We start from the raw sequence: 17,505 nt of genomic DNA, 5'->3' as shown, positions 1-17,505 counted from the left end.
TAACAAGGGCCGGCATGACGACCGGGGGGAAGATGCAGACGATCGGCACGCCGGGCATGGACGCGGGGTTATCTCAGCCGCAGGATCGCACGGTTCCGGCAAAGCGGGGCTGACGCCGGAACGCCAGCAGCATGACCAGCGCGACGGCCGCCATCGCGACGCCGGCCAGCGATACGGTCGGCAGACCCAATCCGGCACCGATCACCCCGCCGCCCAGCGCCGCACCGAACGCATTGCCGAGGTTGAACGCACCGACGTTCATCGCCGAGGCGAGGTTCGGGGCGTCCGCCGCGGCGACCATCGCGCGCATCTGCAGCGGCGGCACGATCGCGAAGCTGGCGATGCCCCAGATCAGGATCGCGATCGCCGCCGGCCACGGCCAGTGCATGACGCCCGCGAACACGACCAGCGCAGTGGCGAGCACCGCAAAGCTGCCGATCAGCGTGCGCTCGATCGAGCGATCGGCAAGGTGGCCGCCAAGCATATTCCCGATGGTCAGCCCGATCCCGTACAGCATCAGCATCGCCGTCACGAAGCCGGTCGACGCGTGCGTCTCATCGCGCAGGATCGGCACGATATAGGTGAAGACGGTGAACATCGCGCTGGCGCCGACGACGGTGAGCGCGAGCGCGGCGAGCACCGGCCCGCGCCTCAGCACGCGCAATTCGGCGCGCATGTCGCCGCCCTCCGCCGCCGGTAGCGCCGGCAGTGCGAGGCGCAGCGACAGCATCGCGACCGCGCCCACGCCCGCGATCCCGGCAAAGGCGGTGCGCCAGCCCAATATCCCGCTGGCTCAGGTCGCCAGCGGCACGCCGCCGATCGTGGCGACGGTCAGCCCGGTGAACATCGCCGCGGCCGCGCCGGCGCGCTTGTCGGCAGGAACCAGCCCGGCCGCCACCACCGATCCGACGCCGAAAAAAGCACCATGGTTGAACGAGGTGACGACGCGCGCCGCCATCAGCATCCAATATCCGTCCGCCAGCGCCGACAGCGCGTTGCCGAGCGTGAAGATGCCCATCAGCGCGACCAGCAGCGTCCGCCGGTTGATCCGGCCGGTGGTCAGCGTCATCAGCGGCGCGCCGACCAGCACGCCCATCGCATAGGCGCTGACCAGCAGGCCGGCCGCAGGGATGGACACGCCGAGATCGCCGGCGATGTCGGGCAGCATGCCCATCGGCGCGAATTCGGTCACGCCGATGCCGAACGCGCCGATCGCCAGCGCCAGAAGGGGTGGATTGAAGCGCATCGCGCCCGCCTTTCGTTGTTGCGCCGACCGAGATGATGGCTTGCGTCCAGCTCGTGTAGCCGCAGAATGGGACCAGCTCTTTTGCCGGGGATTCACAGATGGACGTTGCCGGACGATCGGGTGAAATGGCGGTGTTCGCCGCCGTCGCGGCACAAGGCAGCCTGTCCGCCGCCGCCCGCGCCCTGGGACTGACGCCATCGGCGGTCAGCCGGATCGTCGCACGCATCGAGGCGCGGCTGGGCGTGCGATTGCTGGTCCGCACGACGCGGGCACTGGCGCTGACTGCCGAGGGACAAGCCTATCTGCGCGCCGCCCGCCGCATCCTCGCCGACATGACCGAGGTCGAGGATGCCATCGCCGATCAGGCTTCCCCGCGCGGGCGGCTGCGCGTTACGGCTTCGCTGGCGCACGGACGGCTCTATGTCGTGCCGCTGCTCGGCGATTTCACCGCGCGCTATCCCGGCATCGTCGTCGACCTGAACCTGTCCGACCGGATCATCGATGTGCTGGGCGGGCAAGCCGACGTCGCGATCCGCTTCGGCGTGCTCGCCGACAGCCCGCTCACCGCGCGCAAGCTGGGAGAGACCGGGCGGGTGGTGGTCGCCTCCCCCAACTATCTTGCGCGATACGGCACGCCGCAGGTGCCCGACGACCTCAGCGGTCACAATTGCCTGAGCTTCAACTTCCGCCGCGCCGAGCCCGGCTGGCCATTCCGCGAGGACGGGCGAGACCGTGCGCTGGCGGTGACGGGATCGATCGAGGCGAACAACGGGGAATCGCTGGCGCAGCTTGCCCGTGCAGGCGTCGGCATCGCACGGGTCGGACGGTTCGCGGTGGAGGAGGACCTTGCCAGCGGGGCTCTGGTGCCGCTGCTGGAGGCGTTCAACCCGCAGGACCGCGAACCGCTCCACGCGCTGTTCGTCGGCGGGTCGACCATGCCGGCGCGGGTGCGGGTGTTTGTCGACTTCTTGGTCGAGCGGCTTGCTGCCGGGGTAGACTAGCGAGTGGCGGCCGGCGTGATGATCGCGTCGCGCTCGCGCACCGTGTCGTCGTCGGTGCGGTAAGCCATGCTATACGGCGCGGATGAACGATGCCCGCGCCGCGACACTGGACCTTCTCACGCGTCGCGCTGCGGGGGCAACGATCTGCCCTAGCGAAGTGGCACGCACATTGTCGCCGGAGGATTGGCGCAGTGCGATGCCGTTGGTGCATGCGGCGATCGACGGGCTGGTCCGCGACGGGGCGGTGCGGTTGAGCTGGAAGGGAGCACGGTTGGCGACGCGATCGGGACCTTACCGGATCGGTCTTCCCAACCGCGATTGAAGCCGCCTTCCCGCCCACGCCGATCGGCAGTGGGGCACCGGTTGTGGCCGGCAAGCGCACGTGCTGCTGGCGCATCACGTCGACGTCGAACTGTCGCAGAGGGCGAGATGGATCGGTCGGTCGGGTGTTGGCGTGGGGCGATCCTACGATTCAGTTGTTCCGTCTCTCAGGCGTCGGCCATCTCGCCTGCGATCACGGCCAAGGCATGATTTACGAACCGATCCTTTTCGCCGACCGGCGCGACATAGTGCAGCGCTTCGCGCGCAAGGTCGGGCGATCCGCCGCGCGCGATCATCCAGCCGGCGAGATACGGTGCCGCGAGGCAGCCGCCGGCGGTCGCGACGTTGCCATGCGCCGCGAAGGGCGCGTCGATGACGTTGACGCCGGCCTCCACGACCCACTTCTTGTTCGTGAGATCGGTGCAGGCCGGCAAGTCGCCGATCAGCCCCAGCTTCGCCAGCAGCAGCGTGCCCGAACATTGCGCCGCGATCAGCTGCCGCGTCGGATCGGGACGAAGCCGGGCCAGCATTGATAAATCAGCGGCAATGTCGCGCGTGCGAACCCCGCTGCCGATCAGCACCGCATCGGCTTCCTCGACGAAATCTAGCGGTCGCTGGCGATGGACGATCACCCCGTTCAGCGACGTCACCGTCTCGGTGGGCGCAGTGATGTGCGCGGTCCAGCCGTATGGACGCAGCCGGTTGAGGATCGCGGCGGCGACGAAGGAGTCGAGTTCGTTAAAACCGTCGAAGGTAAGGATCGCGACCTGCATCAGCCTTGCACCGAACCGCTGAACAGGGTTCGGGTCGCGCCGGCCACCCAGACCTGACCGGTGTCGTCCTGCGAGACGTGGATGCGCCCGGTCCGGCCCAGCCGGGTGCCCTGCGCGGCAACGTAACTGCCGCTCGCCCGGCCGCTGGCGAACAGCCACTGGCCGACCGAGGCGTTGAGACTGCCGGTAACCGGGTCTTCGAGCAGGCTGCCGTGGCCCGGCGAAATGATCGCGCGCACCTCGAACGATGCGACGCCGCCGGGTCGATGCGGCCCGACCACGCCGACGTTCAGGCGCTCCGATCCCGCTGGCGGACAAGCCGGCTCCACCGCGAGCACTGCGTCGGCCGACTCCAGCATGACGGCCAGCCAACCCGGTCCGTTATCCGCCCAGCTGGCATCGACGATCGCACCGCGGTTAATCCGCAGCAAGTCCGCGACCCGCATCAGGTCCGCTTCGTCGGGCGCGCCGCGCCGCAGCAGTTTCGGGGCAGCGAAGGACAGGCGCTCCTCATCACGGCGGATCGTCACCAACCCGACGCCGCACTGCTGCACGACCACGCCGTCCTGCTTCGGTTGCCCGCCCGCTTCAAGCCAGGCATGCGCGCTCCCGAGCGTCGGATGCCCCGCGAAGGGGAGTTCGCGCTCCCGAGTGAAGATGCGTACGAAATAATCGGCGGCCGTGTCGTCGGGCTGAAGCAGGAACGTCGTCTCGGCAAAGTCTAGCCAGTTGGCCATGCGCTGCATGTCCTCACCCGACAGACCTTCAGCGTCAGCGATGACCGCCAGCGGATTGCCGGTCAGCGGATCGGTGCCGAACACGTCGACGAGGCGGAAGGGGCGGGTCACGGCTTCGGTTCTCCTGCAATTGGTGACGCGTGCTACCCCGCGGCGACTGGCGCGAACAGGCACGGACCGATACGATCGCGCCGAACTGTATTGGTGAAAGTACCGGAACGATGGCAGCCCAGCCCGACGAAACCCGCACCGGGATGGTGGTCCGGATCATCCGCGACCGCATCGAGGCGCGGATGCTGACGCCCGGCGCCCGCCTTCCCTCGATCCGCGCCATGGCGGATGCGAGTAGCGTCGCACGTTCAACCGTGGTCGAGGCATATGAGCGACTGGCTGGAGAAGGCGTTATCCGGTCGCGGCCCGGGTCCGGATTCTATGTGGCCGCGCCGCTCGCGCCGCTGGCGCTGGACCGGCTCGCGCCGGGGCACGAACGCGAAGTCGATCCGCTCTGGATGCTGCGCCAATCGCTGGGCGACGATCGGCACGACCTCAAACCCGGGTGCGGCTGGCTACCCGACGACTGGTTGGCGGGGGATGCGTTGCGCAAGGCAATGCGCGGCGCCGCGCGGACGATGCAGGATGGCGCGCTCACCGGCTATGCATCTCCCCACGGTTCACTGCCGCTTCGGGTGCTGCTGGCGCGCCGGATGGCGGACCAGGGGATCGAGGCTGGTCCCGACCAGATCCTGCTGACCGACAGCGGCACCCATGCGCTCGATCTCGTGTGCCGCTTGCTGTTGCAATCGGGCGACACCGTGCTGGTCGACGATCCCTGCTACTTCAACTTTCTGGCGCTGCTGCGGGCGCACCGGGCCACGGCGATCGGCGTGCCGATAACGCCGACGGGCCCCGATGTCGCCGCGTTCGCCGAGGCAGCCGCAGTGCATCGCCCGCGCTTCTATCTGACCAACGCCGGCATCCATAACCCGACCGGCGCCGCGCTCGGCGCACCGACTGCGCACCGGCTGCTCAAGATCGCCGAGGCGCACGACATGGCGGTCGTCGAGGACGATATCTTCGCCGACTTCGAGCATGTGGCGTCGCCGCGCCTGGCGGCGTTCGACGGCCTCGACCGGACGATCCGGATCGGCAGCTTTTCCAAGTCGTTGTCGGCGGCGGTACGCTGCGGGCACATCGCCGCGCGACCCGACTGGATCGAGGCGCTCGCCGACCTGCGCATCGCCACCTCGATGGCGGGCAGCCCGCTGGCGGCGACCCTGCTCCATGCGGTGCTGACCGATGGCAGCTATCGCCGCCATGTAGAGGGCGTCCGCACCCGGCTCGCCCGGGCCACGGCGCGGGTGACCAAGCGGCTGCGCGCAGTCGGCATCGAGCCGTGGATCGAGCCGGCGGCGGGCATCTTCCTCTGGGCACGGCTGCCGGACGGCGTCGATGCCGTCGACCTCGCCCGTCGCGCCATCGGTGACGGCATCGTGCTGGCGCCCGGCCCGGTCTTCAGCACCAGCGGTGGATGGCGCGATCACATGCGGTTCAACGTCGCGATGAGCGACGACGATCGCCTGTCCGCTTTCCTGGAGCGCGCGCAGCGATAGCCGCCGACGCGAACGCATAGTGAGGCAGGGAATCTCGGGGGCAACGTCCAGTCGAGCAGTTACAGGGCGTGCGTGGTAAGAATTCACGGTGCGTAACGAAATGGGAAGCGGCAGCGACTGGCGCGCCACCGAGAGGTTGCGCCGCCAATCATCGCCGCCGCCGCAGGGTTCCGGGTTCGGCAATCCCGCGTCATGGCCCCCACCGGGTACAATCGGGGGTGCAACGGTTCCCGATCGCCGGGTTGGCGACGTGAAATCAGTAACTTGGCGGGAGTTGGTCGGGGAGACAGGATTCGAACCTGCGACATCCTGCTCCCAAAGCAGGCGCGCTACCAGACTGCGCCACTCCCCGACGAAGGGTTGCGCCTAGGCCGGTATCGGCCGCGACGCAAGCATTTGGTGGGCCCGGCAGGACTCGAACCCGCAACCTAGCCGTTATGAGCGGCCAGCTCTAACCATTGAGCTACAGGCCCCACCTGCGGCGCGAGCGATAGCGTTGCCGGCCACGCCTGCGCAAGGGCGTTGATGCCCCCCGCCCGCTTATGCCGAATCGCGTTCGACCAGCACCGGCGGCATCATGACCGATGGCGCATCCTCGCCGGCGATGCGGCGGAACAATGCGGAGACCATTTCGTCGGCACCGCGCGCGATGTCCTGCCGTACGGTCGTGATGCGCGGCACCGCACTCAGCGCGAGAGGGAGATCGTCATAGCCGACCACCGGCATGTCGTCGGGCACCCGGATGCCGCGATCCGCCAGCACCCGCAGCGTCGTCAGCGCGATCACGTCGGAGGCGGCGGCGATGCCGTCGATCTCACCACCGACGCGGTCGAGATGCCCGGTCACTTCCTGCACCATGATGTCGGAGGCGAGATGCGTGTCGAGTTGGATCGGCGGATGCTCGATCCCCGCCGCCGCCATGGCGGTTGCGACCCCTTCGTAACGCTGGCGAATTTCCGGGGCGCGCAGTTCGCCGAGGAACGCGATGCGCCGGGCCCCGCGCGCGATCAGCCGCTCGCCCGCCAGACGCCCGCCGGCGATATTATCGGTGCCGACCGCGCAATGCGCCTGCCCCGGCAGGTCGCTGCTGCCCCAGGCGACGAGCGGGCGATAGCGGCGCGCCACACGCTCGATCGTATCGACCTGATCGGATTGGCCGATCAGCAGCACGCCGTCCATCATCCCCGAATCGACGATCCGCTCCAGCCAGTCGGTCGCGTCGGGAATGATGCGCGACAGCATCAGGTCATAGCCGTCCTCCGTCAGCCGGTCGGCGAGGAAGCCGAGCATCGTCATGAAGAACGGGTCGGACAGGTGCTGCCGCCGCTCATGCCCCAGTGGCACGACCACGCCGATCACTCCGGTGCGCTGCGTCCTGAGCCTGCTCGCCATCTGGTTCGGGCGGAAGCTGTGCTCGGCGGCCAAGGCCTGGATGCGGTCGCGGGTTTCCGCGTTGACCAGGGACTTACCAGCCAGAGCGCGCGACACGGTCCCCGGCGATACCCCCGCCAGCCGGGCTAGATCGGCGATGGTCCGCACCCGGGACTTTTGTGCATCCTGCTCCATGCCGCTGCTTGTACGAACAAAATCTCACCGTCCGCCAGCGAAAATATCGGCACATATTGGAACGTTGCAAACGTTTGCGAAAGACGATAGCGGGTCGTGGTCGCCGGCGTGGCTTGCGACGCCACGCCATGGTGCGGCACAACGCCGGCCGTTCGACGAGAGAGGATCGAAATGCATTCCGACAGGATCGTTGCCGGCGTGGAACTGGGTGGCACCAAATCGATTGCGGTGATTGGGCGCGGGCGGGAGATCATCGACCGGTTCCGCGTGCCGACGACCACGCCCGACGAAACGCTCGGCGCAATCGCCGCGAAGCTGGCCGAATGGCGGCACCACCATCGCCCCGCCGCGATCGGCATCGCCAGTTTCGGCCCGGTCTCAGTCGCCGACGGCACGATGCTGCCGACCCCCAAGCCGCATTGGGCCGGGGCCGAGATCGTCGCACCGCTGGCGCAGGGGTTCGACAAGGTCGCGTTCCACACCGACGTGACCGGCGCGGCACTGGGCGAAGGGGCTTTCGGCGCGGCGATCGGCCTGTCCGACTTCCTGTACGTCACCGTCGGCACCGGGGTAGGCATGGGGGTTATCGCCGGTGGCCGTCCGGTCACCGGCATGATGCATCCGGAGGCGGGGCATATCCGCGTACGCCGTCGCGCCGACGATGGCTTCGCCGGCGCCTGCCCCTTTCATGGCGACTGCCTGGAAGGACTGGTCAGCGGGCCGGCAATCGCGGCGCGCAGCGGCGGGCCGGCGCATCTGCTGTCGGCCGAGGATCCGGCATGGCGCGATGTCGCCGATGCGCTGGGCGAAGCGTTCGCGATGCTGTTCCTCACCCTTTCCCCGGCCCGTATCATCGTTGGCGGCGGGGTCGGGCTGGGCCAGCCGCAGATGCTGCCGATGGTATGCGAACGGGTGGTCGCGGCACTGGGCGGCTATCTGGGCTATGTCGATGCCGGATCGATCGCGGAGCGGATCGTGCCGGCAGCGCTGGGTGAGGAGGCCGGTCCGCTGGGTACGCTCGTCATGGCGCAAGACATGCTGGCGTAACGCGGCGCGCTGATCCAATGTCGGCGCGATGAACGACCATAGCGAAGAACCGTCGGGCGCGTCGCGCGGCACGCAGACGCTGATGCGTGGTCTCGACCTGGTCGAGGCGTTGCGCGACGAACCACTGCGCGTCGCCGAACTGGCACGGATATTGGGCCTTAGCCGGACGACGACGCATCGGCTGGCGGCGGCGCTGGTCGAACGCGGCTATGTCGCGCAGGCCGAGCGCGGGTTGCTGACACTGGGGCCGACGCTGCTGCAACTGGGCTTTACCGCGCATCGCCGTATCGATCTGGTCCGCGTCGCACGCGCGCGGATGGAAGCGCTGTCGGCCGATACCGGGCTGTGCGTGTTCCTTGGGCGGCGCGATGGCGACCATTCGCTCCATCTCGACCGTGCTGCCGGCCGGCAGCGGCTGGAGGTATCGACCCGTCCCGGCGACCGGCGCCCGGTGGCGCAGACCGGGCTTGGCAAGGCATTGCTGTTCGACGAGCGGAACGACGGTCTGACGCGGCTCTACCGCGCGACGGGTGCCACCGACGCGAATGCCATCGCCGATTGGGTAGACGCGATGCGCGCCAATATCGCGCGCGGGCATGTGATCCATGACAGCGTGGGCAATGACGGCATCCGGTCGATTGCCGCCCCGATCCGCGACGTGTCCGACGCGATCGTCGCCGCGATCGGCATCGCCACCGCCGCGCAATATCTGACGCCGGACAAGGTCGCTTCGATCGGACCGAAGGTGGCGGAGACCGCGCGGGCGATCAGCCGCGACCTGGGTTATGCCGATCCCGACCCGTCGGTGCCGGTGGCATCGTTCTCCTTGGCGCCATCGCTGCCATGATAGTCCTTCAGGCTCTGCCCGCCGTCGAAGCGTCCTTCGTCGCCGGCGTCATGCGGATTGGGATAGGCACCGCCCCCTGACTCGCCGCCGCCGGGCGCGGTGTTCACGCCATCGGGCTTGGCGGTGTCGCTGCCGGAGCCGACCGCCTGATTGGGTTGCTTGCCGTCGGTCATGATGCTTCTCCTTCGTGGTGAAGGCGTTAACGCGCCGATCGACGATGCGGGTGCGTCCGTTAAGCCCTCTCCCCTGAAGGGGAGAGGGAGTTTGGTTACGCCAGTACGAAGCTGCCGTTCACGCCATCGGCCTCGGCCGACGGCGCGACCCAGATCCGGAAGCTGCCCGGTTCGACCACCGGCCGGTTCTGCACCCCGATGAAACGCAGATCATTGGCCCGCAGCGTAAACTCGACGATCTTTGATTCTCCCGGTGCCAGCGCCACGCGCTGAAACGCCTTCAATTCGCGCACCGGGCGGGTGATGCTGGCAGCGACGTCGTGGATGTAGAGCTGCACGACCTCGGTCGCCGCCCGCGTTCCGCTGTTGGTGATCCGCGCCCGCACCTTCAGCGCGCCGTCGCTGTTCAGCCGCCCGTCGCCCAGATCGAGGTCGCTATAGGCGATCCGGCCATAGGTCAGCCCGTGCCCGAACGGGAAACGCGCTGCATTCGGCCCCTCGCGATACCGCGCCTTATACTCGGCCAGCGGCCCCGGCGGGTTGGGACGCCCCGTCGTCTTGTGGGCGTAATAATAGGGCTCCTGCCCCGTCGCATAGGGAAAGCTGACCGGCAGCCGCGCCGATGGCGACACATCGCCGAACAGGATGTCGGCAGTCGCTGGCCCGCTTTCCGATCCGAGGAACCAGGTCACGAGGATCGCCCGCGCATCAAGCACCGGCTTGTCGAGGACCATCGCCCGACCATTGCGCAACAGGATGACGGTCGGCTTGCCGGTCGCCAGCACCGCCTCCGCCAGATCGAGTTGCGTCTTGGGAATGCCGATATCGACCCGCGACTGCGCCTCGCCCGACATGCGTTGCGATTCACCGATCGCCAGCAACACGATATCGGCCTGCGACGCGGCGATCACCGCGGCCTCGATCCCGCCGGGGATCGGATCGGTGATGCCCGATCCGTCGACCGCACTGACCAGCTTCGGATCGGCGACGGCGGCACGCACGCCGGTCAGCAGGTCGACCGCCTCCGCATCCGAACCATAGACGTTCCATGTCCCGATCAACTCGCGCTGCCCCTGTACGAACGGGCCGATCAGCGCGATGCGCTTGCCCGATTTGGGCAGCGGCAACAGGTCGCCGTCGTTCTTCAGCATGACGATCGACCGTGCCCCGGCCTCGCGCGCCAGCTTCAGATGCTGGGGCGTGCGCACCCGTTGCTTTTCGCGACGCGGGTCGATGCGGCGGAACGGATTGTCGAACAGGCCGAGCTGTACCTTCAGCGCCAGCACGCGGCGCACCGCCTGATCGAGCCGTTCCATCGGCACCTCGCCCTTGGCGACCAGATCGGGGAGATGCTTGATGTAGAATCCCGACTGCATCGACATGTCGACACCCGCGAGGAAGGCAAGCTTCGTCGCTTCGCGCGCATCGGCGGCAAAGCCATGCGCGATCAGTTCCTCGTCGCCGGTATAGTCGGACACCACCAGCCCGCCGAACCCCCATTCCTTGCGCAGGATCGTGTCGAGCAGCCACGGATTGGCGGTCGCCGGTACCCCCGACAATTCGTTGAACGCGGCCATCGTCGTCGGCGCGCCGGCGGCGAAGGCGGTCTGGAACGGCGGGAAATAGGTTTCGCGCAGCGTCCGTTCGGACACGTCGACGGTGTTGTAGTCGAGCCCCGCCTCGCCCGCGCCATAGGCCGCGAAATGCTTGGCGCAGGCGGCGACGGCATCGTCGGCGGCAAGGCCGCGCCGGCCCTGAAACCCGCGCACCCGCGCATCGGCCATCGTCTTGCCGAGCAGCAGGTCTTCGCCCGCCCCTTCGATCCCCCGGCCCCAGCGCTGGTCGCGGGCGATGTCGACCATCGGCGCGAAGGTCCAGTCGATTCCCGCCGCCGAAGCCTCGACCGCCGCCGCACGCGCGGTCCGCTCGGCCAGATCGGCGTCGAACGTCCCCGCCTCGGCGAGCGGCATCGGGAAGACGGTGCGGAAGCCGTGAATGATGTCGGCGGCGAACAGCAACGGCACCTTCAGCCGCTGTTCGCGCATCGCCACGGTCTGCATGCGCCGCGCCATGTCGGCACCGTTGCCGTTGAACACGCCGGTCAGCCGGCCGGCGCGAACCTGCGCCAGTTGCTCGTCGAACGTCGCCGTCGCGCTGATCGGATTGAGCGCATTCGCCGCACCGCCCGCCCAGGCGGCGGCCATCAGCGTCAGCTGTCCGGCCTTCTCCTCGACGGTCATCTGACCGATCAGCGCTTCTACGGATGCCGGCAGCCGGTCGCCCGCCTGCGCCAGCAGCGCCCGCGCCGGCGACGCGCTCCAAGCGGCGATCGCGCCCGCGCCCATCATCATCGCCCGTCGCGAAATGCGAATGTCTTCCATGCGATCCCCTCTGTGTCGTTTGCGCAACGAAATGGATGCGCTTGTGTTTCGAATCTGTGGTTGAAGCGCGTTTTAAGATCATGTAACCGGTTACATCAAGAGCGATCGGCGAGAAGCCGACGGATTCGCTGCGATGGGCGTAGCGACGCAGGGAGTGGAATGACCAACGGCATGGCGAACGCCACCATCCGCGATGTGGCTCGCGCGGCGGACGTATCCGTCGCCTCGGTGTCGCGCGTGCTGAACGGTCACGACAATGTCCGTCCCGAACTGCGCGAACGGGTGCATGCCGCCGCCACCAGGCTAGGCTATGTGCCGCATGCCGGCGCGCGCTCGCTGAGCCTCGCGCGATCGAACGCGATCGGAGTCGTCCTGCCCGAACTGCACGGCGAATTCTTCTCCGAACTGTTGCGCGGCATGGACCGCGAGGCGTCGGCGCGCGGGCTGCAACTGCTGCTGTCGAACATGCATGCCGATCCGGCCCGGGGCGTCGAGGCGCTGCGCACGATGCGCGGGCGGGTCGACGGCATGGTGGTCATGGCGCCGCATATCGATCCCGACCAGTTGTTCGCACATCTGCCGACCGGGGTGCCCGTCGTGCTGGTCAACTGCGCGCCGCATCACCAGCCGCGTCCCGAACTGCGTCTCGACAATATCGCGGGCGCACGGGCGATGGTCGATCATCTGGTCGCGACCGGCCGCCGCCGCATCCTGCATCTCGCGGGGCCGGTCGGCAATATCGATGCGGAGGAACGGATGGACGGCTATCGCGCCGGCATTGCCGCCGCCGGCCTCGAACCGTTGATCGAGCGCGGAACCTTTCTCGAAGAGTCGGGCGTTTCCGTAGCGGAAAAAATGGCTCGGGAGGGGAGCGACGTCGATGCGGTATTCGCCGCGAACGACATGATGGCGATCGGCGTCCTGATGGGCTTGCGCCGGGCCGGGGTGGCGGTGCCAGACCGGGTGGCGGTCGCCGGCTTCGACGACATCCCCCTCGCCCGGCTGATCTCGCCTACGCTCACCACGTTGCGCATCGACATCGCCGAACTCGGCGAACGCGCCATCGCGCGCCTGACCGACCAGATCGGCGGGGCCGACGACCGCAGCATCGAACTTCGCGCGCCGACCCTGATCGTGCGCGAAACCACTTCACCAAGGGAAGACCCGGAACACCGGGGAACAAGGGGAATATACGCATGAGGAAGACCATGATCCGCGCGGCACTCGCCGCCGCGACGACGCTGGCGACGGGGGCGGTCGTCGCTCCGGTTGCCGCCTATGCCCAGGTCGGACAGGCGTCGCTGCGCGGTACGATCACTTCGCCGGCCGATAATCGTGTCACGCAGGTGACGGCGGTCGAAGTCGCAACCGGAATTCGCCGCGTCGCAACCGTAGGGGCGGATGGTACGTACAATTTTGCGTCCTTGCGTGCCGGGACCTACCGGCTGGAGATCCAGCTTACCAACGGCACGCGGAATTCGGACGAATTCACGCTGGCGGTCGGACAGAATGCCGGGCTCGACATCGATCTGACGACTGCCGCAGCGGCTCCGGCGGGGGAGACGACCGAAACCGATCCGGGTAGCGTTGCATCGAACGACGACGAGATCGTCGTCACCGGTAGCCGGATTCGTACCCTGTCGGGTGGTCAGGTCGGCATCAACATCACCCAGCGCCTGATCGAGCAGCTTCCGCAGAACAATCGCAACTTTCTCGCCTTTGCGGACCTCGCACCGGGTGTCCGCTTCGTTGAGGAAGGCGCCAACGGCCAGGCCCGCCTGCAGGGCGGTGCGCAGCGTTCGAACTCGGTAAACGTCTTTATCGATGGCGTCAGCCAGAAGGACTATGTCCTGAAGAACGGCGTCACCGGTCAGGATTCCTCGCCAGGCAACCCCTTCCCGCAGCTCGCCATCGGCGAATATCAGGTACTGTCGTCAAACTATAAGGCGGAGTTCGACCAGGTAAGCTCGGTCGCGATCGTCGCCGGCACCAAGTCGGGCACGAACGAGTTCCATGGCGAAGGGTTCGTCGACTACACCAACCAGGATCTGCGCGACCGCCGCCCGACCGAATTGTTCCCGACGCGTGTCGCCAAGGTCGATACCAAGGACATGCAGTACGGCGTTGCGCTGGGCGGTCCGATCGTCAAGGACATCGCCCATTTCTTCGTCAGCTATGAAGGCAAGCGGCAGGAACGCCCGGTCGACGTGCTGCCCGGCAACGGCGTAGACCTCAACGTCATCCCGGCCGAACTGCGTTCGCGCTTCGGCAACTTCACCAACACGTTCAATGAAGACCTGATCTTCGGCAAGATCGACGTGTCGCCGACGGCGGAAGACCTGTTCGAATTCTCCGGCAAGTATCGCAAGGAAAGCGGCGACGACCTTGGCAGCGGAATCAGCGCGTTTTCGACCCGCACCAACAACTCGGTCAAGGATATCCGCGGCCTTGCCCGGTGGCAGCACACCGCCGACAACTGGATCAACGATTTCCGCGTGTCGTACGAAGACGTCGTATGGTCGCCACGTCCGGTCGAACAGGACATCAACCAGTTCTTCCAGCGTACCGAAATCACCGACACCGGCTCGCGGCGTATCGACCTGCTGCGTATCGGTGGCGGAACCAACTTCCAGGAAAAGGGCCAGAAGGGCTGGACCGTTCAGAACGATTTCACCTTCACCGGCCTAGAAGGGCACACCTTCAAGGCGGGCGTGAAGGCGAAGTGGGTCAACCTCAACACGCTCGAACAGAACAACATCAACGGTTCCTATACCTATGACGTGAATCTGTTCAGCCAGAACGGCTTCCAGACGGATGTGCCCTACCGCCTCGTCTTCGGTGCACCCAGCGGCTTCGGCAGCTCGACCATTGAATCGAAGAACTTCCAGTTCGGCATCTACGCACAGGACGATTGGGATGTTACCGACCGCCTGACGCTGAACCTTGGCGTGCGTTGGGATTACGAACGCACGCCGGCATTTCTCGACTTCGTCACGCCGCAGTCGAACCTGACCGCAATCTCCGCGGCGCAGTATCCGAACCTGCAGAACGCCGACTATAACATCAACGACTATATCTCGACCGGTAACAACCGGAAGGCGTTCATGGGCGCCATCCAGCCACGTGTCGGCTTCACCTATCGCGTCGACGAGGATGGCCGCTTCACCGTCTTCGGCGGCTTCGGCCGGTCGTATGACCGCAACCAGTTCGACTTCCTTCAGCAGGAACTTTCGGTCGGCGCCTTCCAGCAGCGGACCTTCCTGTTCCAGGGCGCGGACCAGCTGAACCCCTGCACACCATCGTCGACCTGCATCGCGTGGAACCCGATCTACCTCACCGCCGAAGGCCGCGCGCAGCTGGCGCAGAGCAGCACCGGCGGCGGACGCGAACTGCGCTTCATCAAGAACGATCTGAAGATGCCGTATTCGGACCAGTTCTCGCTGGGCTTCCGGTCGCGGTTCAATCCGATCGAACTCGAAGTCGGCTATCAGCACATTTCGAGCCGTGACGGCTTCGTGTATCTGCTGGGTAATCGTCGTCCCGACGGGTCGTTCTTCGCCCCCGCTCCGACCGCGCAGAACCCGACGCCGCAGTCGCCGTTCGGCTTCACCCCGCCGGGGTTCGGGTCGATCATCATCGGCGACAACGGGCTCAAGACCGACGCGGATTCGGCCTATGTAAAGCTGACCAAGCCCTATTCGCCGACATCGCCGTGGAGCCTCGACGCGACCTATACCTTCACCGAAGCGTCGGAAAACCGGCAGTTCGGCGAAACCTTCAGCCTCGATTTCCCGTCGATCGACGATTACCCGACGCTGCGGTCGGCGGGCGTGCCGCGCCACCGCTTCGTCATGGCGGGTAGCGTCGACACGCCGATCGGGCTGACGCTCTCGAGCAAGTTCTCGATCGAATCGCCGATGTTCATGGTGACGTCGTTCGACAGCTCGAACCCGTACCAGCGCAACTTCGTCGGCCGGTTCCGCGATAGCCTGGGCGATCAATGGGGTCGTCGTCAGCTCGACGTGGCGGCAACGAAGTATATTCCGATCCGGTTCGTCAACGATACCGCCCGGATCCGCTTCCGCGTGGACATCATCAACCTGATGAACGATCGCAACTACATCGACTTCAACAACAACGCACTCGACAACAGCCGGACCGACGGATCGCAATCGGTCTATGGCGAGCGTTCGTCGTTCAGCATCGGCGGCAACCAGCCACGCACGATCAAGCTGTCGGCGGGCTTCAACTTCTAACCCTTCCCTACCCTGCCGGGACTGGCGCCTGCCCGTCCCGGCATTTTTGTATTTAGTAAAAGGGGCTTGCCCGTGATCGATCGCCGTCATTTCCTTGCCGCCAGCACCGCGGCGCTCGTCGCCGGATGCACCGCACGGACCGGCGTCGGCTCCGGCGCTTCGCCCGATCTTATTTTGGATATTCAGGAGCGCGCGTTCCGCTTCTTCTGGGACACGACCGATGCCGCGACGGGCCTCGCGCCCGATCGGTGGCCGACGCCCAGCTTCGCCTCGATCGCCGCGATCGGCTTTGCGTTGACCGCGTACGGCGTCGGCGAGAAACAGGGCTGGATCACCCGCGAACAACATCGCGAACGCACGCTGACCACGCTCGAATTCCTCGCCAGGGCGCCGCAGGGCGACGGCGAGACCGGCTTCAGCGGCTATAAGGGCTTTTTCTACCACTTCCTCGGCGTGACCAAGGGGCTGCGCTTCGCCAAATGCGAACTGTCGACGATCGACACCGCGCTGTTGCTGGGCGGCGTGCTGTTCGCGCAGAGCTGGTTCGATCGTGCCGACCCGCAGGAGGCGCGCATCCGCGATCTTGCCGAGCAACTCTATCACGCGGTCGAATGGGACTGGATCGTGCCACGCCCGCCCTTCGTATCGATGGGGTGGCATCCCGAAAGCGGCTTCATCCGGTCCGACTGGAACATCTATAACGAGGGGATGATCCTGTACGTGCTGGCGCTGGCCAGCCCGACGCATCCGCTGCCGCCCGCGACATGGGGCGCGTTGACGCAGCAGTTCGACAAGAGCTGGGGCAACGCGTACGGCGAGCCGCATCTGCAGTTCGCGCCGATGTTCGGGCACCAGTACAGCCATGTCTGGATCGATTTCCGCGGCATCCGCGATCCCTATATCGCGTCCAAGGGTATCGATTATTTCGAGAACAGCCGCCGCGCGACCTACGCCCAGCGCGCCTATGCCAATGAAAATCCAGGCGGCAAGGTCGGCTATGGCGACGATTGCTGGGGCCTGACCGCCGCCGACGGTCCCGGCGATTTCACGGTGACGATCGACGGCCGCCAGCGCGAATTCTTCAGCTATTCGGCGCGCGGCCCCGGCGAGCGCGACGACGGCACGCTCGCCCCGACCGCGGCGCTCGGATCGATCGCCTTTGCGCCGGAAATCGTCACGCCGATGGTGGCCAAGATGCACGCGCGCTACGGCGCCGGCATCTACGACAAATATGGGTTCCTCGACTCGTTCAACCCGACGCTGACCCGCACCGACGAACCGCTCAAGCATGGCAGGCTGGTTCCGGGCATCGGCTGGGTCGATGGCGACTATCTCGGCATCGATCAGGGACCGATCGTGCTGATGATCGAGAATCAGCGCAGCGGCATGATCTGGGAAGTGATGCGGCGCAATCCGCATATCCGTCGCGGACTGGAACGCGCCGGCTTCACCGGCGGCTGGATCGGCTGAACGTCGCCGCGCCCGCGCCGACACCTCATCCGGGCTACGGCCGGCGCTCCCTGGACCGATCGACATCGTGGTGGAAC

At 66.8% G+C, this 17,505-nt stretch carries 13 protein-coding genes, 2 tRNA genes and 1 pseudogene; 8 read left to right on the top strand and 8 right to left on the bottom strand.

Features of this window, described 5'->3' with window-relative positions; all coding sequences use genetic code 11:
* Positions 1-73: 73 nt before the first annotated feature.
* Positions 74-1,246 (bottom strand): annotated as a pseudogene (locus MF607_RS04190) (MFS transporter).
* Positions 1,247-1,344: 98 nt separating this feature from the next.
* Between MF607_RS04190 and MF607_RS04185 the strand changes: the two are divergent.
* Together MF607_RS04185 and MF607_RS04180 are read left to right on the top strand one after the other, a co-directional pair.
* A complete protein-coding gene (locus tag MF607_RS04185; RefSeq protein ID WP_242116185.1) occupies positions 1,345-2,247 on the top strand; it encodes a LysR family transcriptional regulator in 903 nt (300 codons plus the stop codon).
* 82 nt (positions 2,248-2,329) lie between these two features.
* A complete protein-coding gene (locus MF607_RS04180; RefSeq protein ID WP_242116184.1) occupies positions 2,330-2,569 on the top strand; it encodes a DUF3253 domain-containing protein in 240 nt (79 codons plus the stop codon).
* Between the two features lie 166 nt (positions 2,570-2,735).
* Here the strand turns inward: MF607_RS04180 and MF607_RS04175 are convergent, their stop codons facing one another.
* Positions 2,736-3,341, bottom strand: a complete 606-nt coding sequence (locus MF607_RS04175) for a DJ-1/PfpI family protein (RefSeq protein ID WP_242116183.1) — start codon at positions 3,339-3,341, stop codon at positions 2,736-2,738.
* Positions 3,341-4,189, bottom strand: a complete 849-nt coding sequence (locus MF607_RS04170) for a PhzF family phenazine biosynthesis protein (RefSeq protein ID WP_242116182.1) — start codon at positions 4,187-4,189, stop codon at positions 3,341-3,343. Before MF607_RS04170 ends, MF607_RS04175 begins: the two co-directional genes overlap by 1 nt.
* Before the next feature lie 110 nt (positions 4,190-4,299).
* Between MF607_RS04170 and MF607_RS04165 the strand changes: the two genes are divergently transcribed.
* Complete coding sequence (locus tag MF607_RS04165; RefSeq protein ID WP_242116181.1) at positions 4,300-5,688, top strand: aminotransferase-like domain-containing protein; 1,389 nt, start codon at positions 4,300-4,302, stop codon at positions 5,686-5,688.
* A 275-nt stretch (positions 5,689-5,963) separates the two neighbouring features.
* On the opposite strand, the gene MF607_RS04160 is transcribed toward MF607_RS04165, so the two are convergent.
* The 3 genes from MF607_RS04160 to MF607_RS04150 all read right to left on the bottom strand — a co-directional run bounded on the left by MF607_RS04160 (position 5,964) and on the right by MF607_RS04150 (position 7,254).
* Positions 5,964-6,040: transfer RNA gene (locus MF607_RS04160), tRNA-Pro, on the bottom strand.
* Positions 6,041-6,085: 45 nt separating this feature from the next.
* Positions 6,086-6,161 (bottom strand) — tRNA-Ile (locus tag MF607_RS04155).
* Positions 6,162-6,228: 67 nt separating this feature from the next.
* Entirely contained in the window at positions 6,229-7,254 is a 1,026-nt protein-coding gene (locus tag MF607_RS04150; protein ID WP_242116180.1) for a LacI family DNA-binding transcriptional regulator, read from the bottom strand.
* A 171-nt stretch (positions 7,255-7,425) separates the two neighbouring features.
* On the opposite strand from MF607_RS04150, the gene MF607_RS04145 reads away from it, so the two are divergent.
* Both MF607_RS04145 and MF607_RS04140 read left to right on the top strand, forming a co-directional pair.
* Complete coding sequence (locus MF607_RS04145; protein ID WP_242116179.1) at positions 7,426-8,301, top strand: ROK family protein; 876 nt, start codon at positions 7,426-7,428, stop codon at positions 8,299-8,301.
* A gap of 28 nt (positions 8,302-8,329) precedes the next feature.
* Positions 8,330-9,148 (top strand): IclR family transcriptional regulator, encoded by an 819-nt coding sequence (locus MF607_RS04140; protein WP_242116178.1) that lies wholly within the window; start codon positions 8,330-8,332, stop codon positions 9,146-9,148.
* Here MF607_RS04140 and MF607_RS04135 read toward each other — a convergent pair.
* Together MF607_RS04135 and MF607_RS04130 are read right to left on the bottom strand one after the other, a co-directional pair.
* Positions 9,085-9,321, bottom strand: coding sequence for a hypothetical protein (locus MF607_RS04135; RefSeq protein ID WP_242116177.1), 237 nt, complete (start codon positions 9,319-9,321; stop codon positions 9,085-9,087). The genes MF607_RS04140 and MF607_RS04135 overlap by 64 nt on opposite strands.
* 95 nt (positions 9,322-9,416) lie before the next feature.
* Positions 9,417-11,702 (bottom strand): glycoside hydrolase family 3 N-terminal domain-containing protein, encoded by a 2,286-nt coding sequence (locus MF607_RS04130; RefSeq protein ID WP_242116176.1) that lies wholly within the window; start codon positions 11,700-11,702, stop codon positions 9,417-9,419.
* 159 nt (positions 11,703-11,861) lie between these two features.
* On the opposite strand from MF607_RS04130, the gene MF607_RS04125 reads away from it, so the two are divergent.
* The 3 genes from MF607_RS04125 (at position 11,862) to MF607_RS04115 (ending at position 17,428) form a co-directional block, all read left to right on the top strand.
* Positions 11,862-12,902, top strand: coding sequence for a LacI family DNA-binding transcriptional regulator (locus tag MF607_RS04125; RefSeq protein ID WP_242116175.1), 1,041 nt, complete (start codon positions 11,862-11,864; stop codon positions 12,900-12,902).
* A complete protein-coding gene (locus MF607_RS04120) occupies positions 12,899-15,958 on the top strand; it encodes a TonB-dependent receptor (RefSeq protein ID WP_242116174.1) in 3,060 nt (1,019 codons plus the stop codon). The genes MF607_RS04125 and MF607_RS04120 overlap by 4 nt, the downstream gene beginning before the upstream one ends.
* 72 nt (positions 15,959-16,030) lie before the next feature.
* Complete coding sequence (locus tag MF607_RS04115; RefSeq protein ID WP_242116173.1) at positions 16,031-17,428, top strand: glucoamylase family protein; 1,398 nt, start codon at positions 16,031-16,033, stop codon at positions 17,426-17,428.
* The last annotated feature ends 77 nt before the right edge of the window (positions 17,429-17,505 follow it).

Origin of the sequence: Sphingomonas lacusdianchii (assembly GCF_022664395.1) — a bacterium.
Taxonomy (GTDB): domain Bacteria; phylum Pseudomonadota; class Alphaproteobacteria; order Sphingomonadales; family Sphingomonadaceae; genus Sphingomonas; species Sphingomonas lacusdianchii.
The sequence above is the reverse complement of the archived record's forward strand: the minus strand, read 5'-3'. Positions and strand labels throughout refer to the sequence as shown.